Source organism: Lentilactobacillus sunkii DSM 19904, assembly GCF_001435575.1.
GTDB classification, from domain to species: Bacteria; Bacillota; Bacilli; order Lactobacillales; family Lactobacillaceae; genus Lentilactobacillus; species Lentilactobacillus sunkii.
Genome location: NZ_AZEA01000047.1, coordinates 1 through 6,532, shown reverse-complemented (window position 1 = coordinate 6,532; position 6,532 = coordinate 1). Strand labels below are relative to the sequence as shown.

At 43.9% G+C, this 6,532-nt stretch carries 9 protein-coding genes; 4 read left to right on the top strand and 5 right to left on the bottom strand.

Annotated features, from left to right (window positions below):
• Positions 1–254: 254 nt before the first annotated feature.
• From FD17_RS12715 to FD17_RS12695, 5 genes are all read right to left on the bottom strand, one after another.
• Positions 255–467, bottom strand: a complete 213-nt coding sequence (locus tag FD17_RS12715; RefSeq protein WP_057826553.1) for a hypothetical protein — start codon at positions 465–467, stop codon at positions 255–257.
• Positions 468–568: 101 nt separating this feature from the next.
• A complete protein-coding gene (locus tag FD17_RS12710) occupies positions 569–982 on the bottom strand; it encodes a DUF3021 domain-containing protein (RefSeq protein WP_057826552.1) in 414 nt (137 codons plus the stop codon).
• A 12-nt stretch (positions 983–994) separates the two neighbouring features.
• Positions 995–1,450, bottom strand: coding sequence for a LytTR family DNA-binding domain-containing protein (locus FD17_RS12705; RefSeq protein WP_057826551.1), 456 nt, complete (start codon positions 1,448–1,450; stop codon positions 995–997).
• A gap of 21 nt (positions 1,451–1,471) precedes the next feature.
• Positions 1,472–2,341: an ABC transporter permease gene (locus FD17_RS12700; protein WP_057826550.1), complete on the bottom strand. Its 870-nt coding sequence runs from the start codon at positions 2,339–2,341 to the stop codon at positions 1,472–1,474.
• Position 2,342: 1 nt separating this feature from the next.
• Positions 2,343–3,206 (bottom strand): ABC transporter ATP-binding protein, encoded by an 864-nt coding sequence (locus tag FD17_RS12695; protein WP_057826549.1) that lies wholly within the window; start codon positions 3,204–3,206, stop codon positions 2,343–2,345.
• Between the two features lie 210 nt (positions 3,207–3,416).
• Between FD17_RS12695 and FD17_RS12690 the strand changes: the two genes are divergently transcribed.
• The 4 genes from FD17_RS12690 (at position 3,417) to FD17_RS12675 (ending at position 6,434) form a co-directional block, all read left to right on the top strand.
• Positions 3,417–4,742 carry a replication-associated recombination protein A gene (locus FD17_RS12690; RefSeq protein WP_057826548.1) on the top strand — a complete coding sequence of 442 codons (1,326 nt, stop codon included), beginning with the start codon at positions 3,417–3,419 and terminating at the stop codon, positions 4,740–4,742.
• A gap of 10 nt (positions 4,743–4,752) precedes the next feature.
• Entirely contained in the window at positions 4,753–5,253 is a 501-nt protein-coding gene (locus tag FD17_RS12685; RefSeq protein WP_057826547.1) for an O-acetyl-ADP-ribose deacetylase, read from the top strand.
• Between the two features lie 154 nt (positions 5,254–5,407).
• Positions 5,408–6,115 carry an AzlC family ABC transporter permease gene (locus tag FD17_RS12680; RefSeq protein WP_057826546.1) on the top strand — a complete coding sequence of 236 codons (708 nt, stop codon included), beginning with the start codon at positions 5,408–5,410 and terminating at the stop codon, positions 6,113–6,115.
• The gene (locus FD17_RS12675; protein ID WP_057826545.1) at positions 6,102–6,434 is read left to right on the top strand and encodes an AzlD domain-containing protein; all 333 of its coding nucleotides are present in this window, start codon (positions 6,102–6,104) and stop codon (positions 6,432–6,434) included. Before FD17_RS12680 ends, FD17_RS12675 begins: the two co-directional genes overlap by 14 nt.
• Positions 6,435–6,532: the final 98 nt, after the last annotated feature.

Genomic DNA, 6,532 nt, shown 5'->3' with positions numbered 1-6,532 from the left:
AATTCATCATAAGCTTAGTCTGTTTCAGCTAAATACCAGAAAATTCTCCAAAAAGAACCGGGTGATCCCGGAGCATAAGACAAAGGAGACAATGATGAACGGTTTTTGTTCATCGTTGTCTCCTTTGTCTTATGCAGTAGGGATCGGGTTCGTCGGAGCACATTTTTGCTAGATACCAGTAAACACCCACAAAGTGAGCATTCCAACCAAAAAGATCAGGATGACACCACTGCCATCCTGATCTTTATATTTTATTAGTGCTTGTTCTGGTTTTCCTGATCCTTGGAATATCTGGAGAAGAAATAGAAAATTCCAATTAATGCAATGATAACAATGAGCACCTGCAGCCACCAAATCATACTATAAGTCACCGAATTGCCGGCAAATAGTGATGTTAGTCCCACTGCAGCACCGCAAATGCTCAGCCAAAAGGCCGGTTCACGATAAAAGTTCTTATTATAAGACATTTTGCTATCCCCCCTCAAAACACATACATAGACAGCTGGTGAAATCACCTTAATTATAACCTGTTTGTTATCTGGGAGGAAATATTAACTTTGATTCCGGCCTACTTCTTTTGGGCCTTATTGCGTTCTTGGAGAGTCTTGTTAATCCGCTTTAGCTTCAAGTTTCCTGATAAGAAGATAATCAGCCATGCGATCCCATAGATAATCAGGTACTCGATCCCAAAAAGCAGCCAAAAAGTCCAATTCTGCCATTGGAGCCAGCCGTTAAAAGCCATCATCGTCACGACAATTAAAAATGTTACAACAAAGTGAACCGGCAGCTCGATTCGAAAATCATCGATATCAAGTAAGCCGCTGAATACCCCAATGATCCCGGCCATAATCATGATGCTGAAGATATTCTTAGGTGATGGAAAATCAGCTTGAATTGGAACCGCCAGTAAAAGCAAATAAATGACGGAGCCAACTTCCATTCCGGATAAGAATAGTTTACCAATGCGTTTTAATGGATTCATATTATTTCACCTTCAAAGTCCGAGTCGATGTTCGAGAACGCTTAAATACTTCCGGCTGATATCCGTTTTGACTTTATCAGTTAGAATCGCCGTCATGCCACCTGTGAAGCTGGTCTCCAATGACTCGAGATGGTTGATGTTCAAGGCGGCGTGCTTGGAAACCTGGATGAAGTCTGGATTGTTTAACTTGTCAATAAACGCGTAAAGCCGGCCCTTAGTAGGAATCACTTTGTCAGACGTGTAAATCATCAAATCAGAGCCAGTGACATCAATCAAAATGATATTTTCCGGCTTGATCAAATACACGTGATCATCGGATTTGATTGGCACGACTGCCGGTGGTAAGGATCGATAACTTTTCAGAAACGCAATCAGTTCATCAATTTCCAGGGAGCGTTCTTTGGCGGACAAGATAATTTCAATGTCGCCATCATTTAAATGTTCATTTTTTTGAAAATGGATTTGCATTTGATCCGCTCCCGTCACATTTTAGTCGATCACCGTCAAACTACCTTGACGCTTCTTAACCAATTCTGTCACGAAGATGAACAAAATGCCAGCTATAAAAATCAATCCGATAACCAGGTAGGTTTGATCCATGGTCAATAAGTTCGTCCATTTCAACTGAATCCCCATTGATTGATTGAAGGCAGTTTCCGATTGTCTGCCAGAGAAGATGGCATCCACTTTCGTTCCCATCATGATCTGCCGGTAAAGTGCAGAAATGTAAGCCCCGGGTGTGAACTTGATGATTGTCTGAGCGAATTGCGGCAAGGCACCCATTGGAATGTAAGTCCCAACCAGGAACCCAGAAGCAGCGCCCACGATCGATTCAAAAGCACTCATTGTTTCTACTCGGTGAATAAATTGAACGAAGATCATATTAACTGCCACTGCAAGAAAGGAGCCTGCCAATGCCACAACGATCAGGTCGATCGACCTTGACCACGGAACTGCCAGTTGATCTACCAAGGCAAAGTAAGTTAACATCAACGCTAGCATTACCAGCTGCATGACAAAACCGATTAACGCCGCACTCAGCATGTAACTGAGCTTGATTTTAAACGTTGACGTATTGGTGAGATAGAAATCCTTTAGCACGCCCCTTGACTCGTCAAGGACCATTCTGGCCAGAATCGAGAGGGTTGTGGTGATCGCGGTCACCGACAATGTCCCGCCGATCAGCCAGAGATCCATCATTTTGGTTGCATCGGGCATCTGGTGCCACTGTTCGACCATGTTTTGTTTGAGAAACACCACGAATAATACAAACGAAATCATGGCTCCGAGCAGTGAGAAGAAGATACTGGTTTTATTCTTAAAATAGAGCATTAAATTTCTTTGACAGAGTGCGATCATGTTAACGCATCTCCCTTCCGGTTAACTTGAGGAACGCATCGTTCATTGTCCCAGAGCGATATTCAAAGTTGGTGATCTGCGCCTTGAGCATTGTGAGAATATCCAGTGCCTGAGCTGAATCGCTTGGCCAGCATGTGATTCCGTCATTTGTTTGCTGGGGAGCTGTGGCGGCAGGAATCAAATTCAGGACTGCCTCAGGGTGGTTTGTGTAAATGACTAGTTTATTTTTGGAATAGCTAGTTTTAATTTCATCAGCTGACCCTTCAGCAATCACACTCCCATGGTCGATGATATAGACTTCGTCTGAATGATCGGCTTCTTCCAAATAATGAGTGGTGAGAATGATTGTCAGATGATGGGCTTCCTGCAGAGAATGCAGTAAAGTCCAGATGGCTTGTCTGGTCTGAATATCCAAGCCGGTCGTCGGTTCGTCCAGAAATAACACATCAGGTTGATTAATCAGTGCCCGAGCAATGTCGACTCGTCGACGTTGACCACCGGATAAGCTGACGTACTTTTGGTTGATGAAATTGGTTAAATCAATTTGCTTGATGAGCTCATTCACGTGTTCTTTTGAACAATCCTTATACAGCCCCCTGCGAATCATGAGGTTTTCCTTAACGGTTAAATTATCGTCAAGAATACTTTGCTGAAAGACCATACTGACTTTGGTTTGTTTGGCAATTTCCACTGTACCGGAAGTTGGTTTCAGTAATCCTGTCAGCATGGACATGGTGGTTGTCTTTCCCGCACCGTTTGGACCCAGGACGGCGGTCAGGCTGCCTTCTTTAATGGAAATATTGAGGTGGTTGACGGCAACTTTGCTGCCGAATGTTTTGGTGAGTTCGTTTGTTTGAATCAGCATGATACTCATCTCCTTTAGTGATATTACAATAGCAAACTTTCGGTTAATTGTGTGGGAAATTTCGCCAAGTGGCAATAATGGGGTCCTAAGTTGCGAAAATATGTAAATGAAATTAGTTGCGATAGAATAGAAGTGGAAGTTGACTGTAAGAACAGGTGTTCGTATAATTGACATATACATATCAAATTCAAATCGTCAGGAGGTGTCAAAATGAAACAAGAATCGTTATTTGCCGGCAATCAGGCAGGGAATCAGCCACTGGCCAGCCGGGTTCGGCCCAAAACCCTCGATCAATTTGTTGGGCAGCACCAACTTGTTGGCAAAGGCAAGGTTCTGCGGGAAATTATTGAAAGTGACCAGTTGCCATCCATTATCTTTTGGGGACCACCCGGTGTTGGTAAGACAACGTTGGCTGAGATTATTGCTGAAAAGACGCAAGCCAAGTTTGTGACTTTCAGTGCCGTTACCAGTGGGATCAAAGAAATCAGAGATATCATGAAAGACGCCGAAGCCAACCGGGAAATGGGCGGCAAGACAATTGTGTTTGTCGACGAAATTCACCGATTCAACAAGGCCCAGCAAGATGCCTTCCTGCCGTTTGTGGAACGGGGAAGTATCACATTGATTGGGGCCACAACCGAGAACCCGTCGTTTGAGATCAATTCGGCGTTACTCTCGAGATGTAAGGTGTTTGTTCTCCAGCCCTTGGAAACCGACGACATCATTCAATTAATTGATCAGACTTTGACAAATCCGGCTGCTTTTCCCAAAGAAACCATTGAAATCGACAAACAGGCAATCAAAGAAATTGCCGAGTTTGCCAATGGGGATGCTCGGGTTGCGTTGAATACTCTGGAAATGGCGGTCAACAACAGTCCAAAGAAAGACGGGAAGGTTACCGTTTCGACCGACAATCTCCACCAGCTGATGAACACCAAATCGTTCTTGTACGACAAGCACGGTGAGGAACACTACAATATTATTTCAGCGTTGCATAAATCGATGCGCAACAGTGATCCGGATGCGGCCGTTTATTGGCTGACGAGGATGCTGAGCGGCGGTGAAGATCCATTGTATATTGCCCGGCGGATGGTCCGGTTTGCTAGTGAGGATATCGGGTTGGCCGACACAAACGCCTTAAATGTTGCAATTAACGTCTTTCAGGCCTGCCAATTTTTGGGGATGCCGGAATGTAACGTTCATTTGACTGAATGTGCCATTTATTTATCACTGGCACCAAAGTCCAACGCGGTATACAAAGCCACACTGGGTGCTGAACAGGATGTCAAACACTCGATCAACGAACCGGTGCCTCTTCAGCTGAGGAATGCACCAACTTCATTGATGCATGAACTGGGATATGGCAAAGGGTATCAGTATGCCCATGAATCTAAAGACAAGCTAACCAATATGCAGACCATGCCCGATTCTTTGGTTGGCCACACTTACTATGAGCCGACCGAACAGGGGAATGAAATTCGCTTCAAGAAACGATTGGCACAGATTAAAGCATGGGAGAAAGCCCACAGAGAGTAGAGGTAAATAGATGGCAACATTTAACTTGATCAAAGGCGATATTACAACAATGCACGTTGATGCAATCGTCAACGCCGCCAACACGTCATTAAGAGGCGGTGGTGGTGTGGATGGCGCCATTCACCGGGCTGCTGGTCCGAAACTAGATGAAGCCTGTCGGAAGCTCAATGGCTGTCCGACCGGGGAAGCCAAGGTGACGCTTGGTTTTAATCTACCGGCAAAATATGTTATTCATACGCCGGGACCGGTTTGGCATGGCGGGCACAACAATGAATCCCAATTGTTGAAGAATTCCTACGTCAACAGCTTAAAGCGGGCGGTTGAAAATCATTGTCAGACGGTGGCATTTCCATCGATCAGCACCGGGGTGTATGACTTTCCGTTGAATCAGGCGGCAAAGATTGCCATTGACGCAATCGAAAGTTTCAATGCCGAACTTGTCGCCACCATGGTCTGCTTTGATTCAGGAACTTATTCAGCATATGAGAATGAATTAACAGAACGAAAATAAGTATGTCAGGTTCAAACGAGTTGTCTTAAGGCGATTTGTTTGAACTTTTTTATACCAAAATAAGATTGTCATTGACTTTAAATGAGTAGCCCATTAGAATTTTATTAATATAAAAAATTCACATTATCATGTGAGAAACGAAAGGAGCGGTTCAATGAATGGTGATCTAACGGTATCAGCGGCTTCAAAGGACACGCTGCCAACAGTCTTTGGTTACATAGGAATTGGCATGGCTTTTGGAATTGTCGGTAAGGCGGCAGGATTGAGTCCCTTACTGGTCACACTGATGTCAATTATTACATATGCAGGCTCGGCCCAGTTCGTTATTGTCAGCATGCTGGTGACTCACAGCCCGATTTTTTCAATTATTTTTTCAGTATTTCTGGTGAATTCACGGATGATTCTGATGAGCACAACTTTGGCGCCATACTTTAAGCACGACAGTATGTTAAAGAATGTGTTGGTGGGAAGCCTGCTGACAGATGAAAGCTTTGCATTGGGGATGAACAAGCTTAACTATTCAGATAACCATTTGAGCTTCCCATGGTTTAATACGGCCAATATTATCGCCTATTCAACCTGGATTATTTCTTCTTTGGTTGGTGCTGTGCTCGGTAATTTTATCAGCAACCCCGAAAAATTCGGCTTGGATTTTGCCTTGGTTGCCATGTTCATTGGATTGCTTTATCTGCAGCTGATCAGTGATCGTTCAATCAAGTTCAATCTCCAACTCATCGTCGTTGGATTCGTGCTGCTGACGATCTACCTTGGATTGATCTTTATTCCAAGCAGCTTGTTAATTCTGCTGGTGACTTTGCTGGCATGCAGTTTTGGGGTGGTGATGAAACATGCCTTCTTTTAATTTCGTCCTGCTCACAATTATTGGCACGGGGATTGTGACTTGGTTATCACGGATTATTCCCTTCGTCTTATTAAAAAAATTTCAGCTTTCAAAAGGTGTTATTGAATTTCTGAGCTTTGTCCCAATCGCGATCATGTCGGCACTCTGGTTCGAAAATCTGTTTGTTCAGCATATCGGTCATTTGCCTTCGATTGAGTGGGGCAACTTTCTGGCTTCAATTCCGACAGTTATTTCAGCAATTATCTCGAAAAATTTGTTGGTTATTGTGATTGTTGGGGTTATTTCATTAGGAATTGTTCGAATGGTTTTGGGAATGTAGGAAGAGAGTGCGACAATAGGCGTTTTGATCCCAGAATTTAAGAGCCCAAATCGATTATTCCTGGTTCTGAAGTGCCCTACAATTGTTAGACAAGGAAG

Excerpts from the sequence above, each read along its gene's own strand:
- FD17_RS12705 (WP_057826551.1), bottom strand. The coding sequence starts at position 1,450 with ATGCAAATCCATTTTCAAAAAAATGAACATTTAAATGATGGCGACATT.
- FD17_RS12695 (WP_057826549.1), bottom strand. The coding sequence starts at position 3,206 with ATGCTGATTCAAACAAACGAACTCACCAAAACATTCGGCAGCAAAGTT.
- FD17_RS12715 (WP_057826553.1), bottom strand. The coding sequence starts at position 467 with ATGTCTTATAATAAGAACTTTTATCGTGAACCGGCCTTTTGGCTGAGC.
- FD17_RS12675 (WP_057826545.1), top strand. The coding sequence starts at position 6,102 with ATGCCTTCTTTTAATTTCGTCCTGCTCACAATTATTGGCACGGGGATT.
- FD17_RS12710 (WP_057826552.1), bottom strand. The coding sequence starts at position 982 with ATGAATCCATTAAAACGCATTGGTAAACTATTCTTATCCGGAATGGAA.
- FD17_RS12680 (WP_057826546.1), top strand. The coding sequence starts at position 5,408 with ATGAATGGTGATCTAACGGTATCAGCGGCTTCAAAGGACACGCTGCCA.
- FD17_RS12690 (WP_057826548.1), top strand. The coding sequence starts at position 3,417 with ATGAAACAAGAATCGTTATTTGCCGGCAATCAGGCAGGGAATCAGCCA.
- FD17_RS12685 (WP_057826547.1), top strand. The coding sequence starts at position 4,753 with ATGGCAACATTTAACTTGATCAAAGGCGATATTACAACAATGCACGTT.
- FD17_RS12700 (WP_057826550.1), bottom strand. The coding sequence starts at position 2,341 with ATGATCGCACTCTGTCAAAGAAATTTAATGCTCTATTTTAAGAATAAA.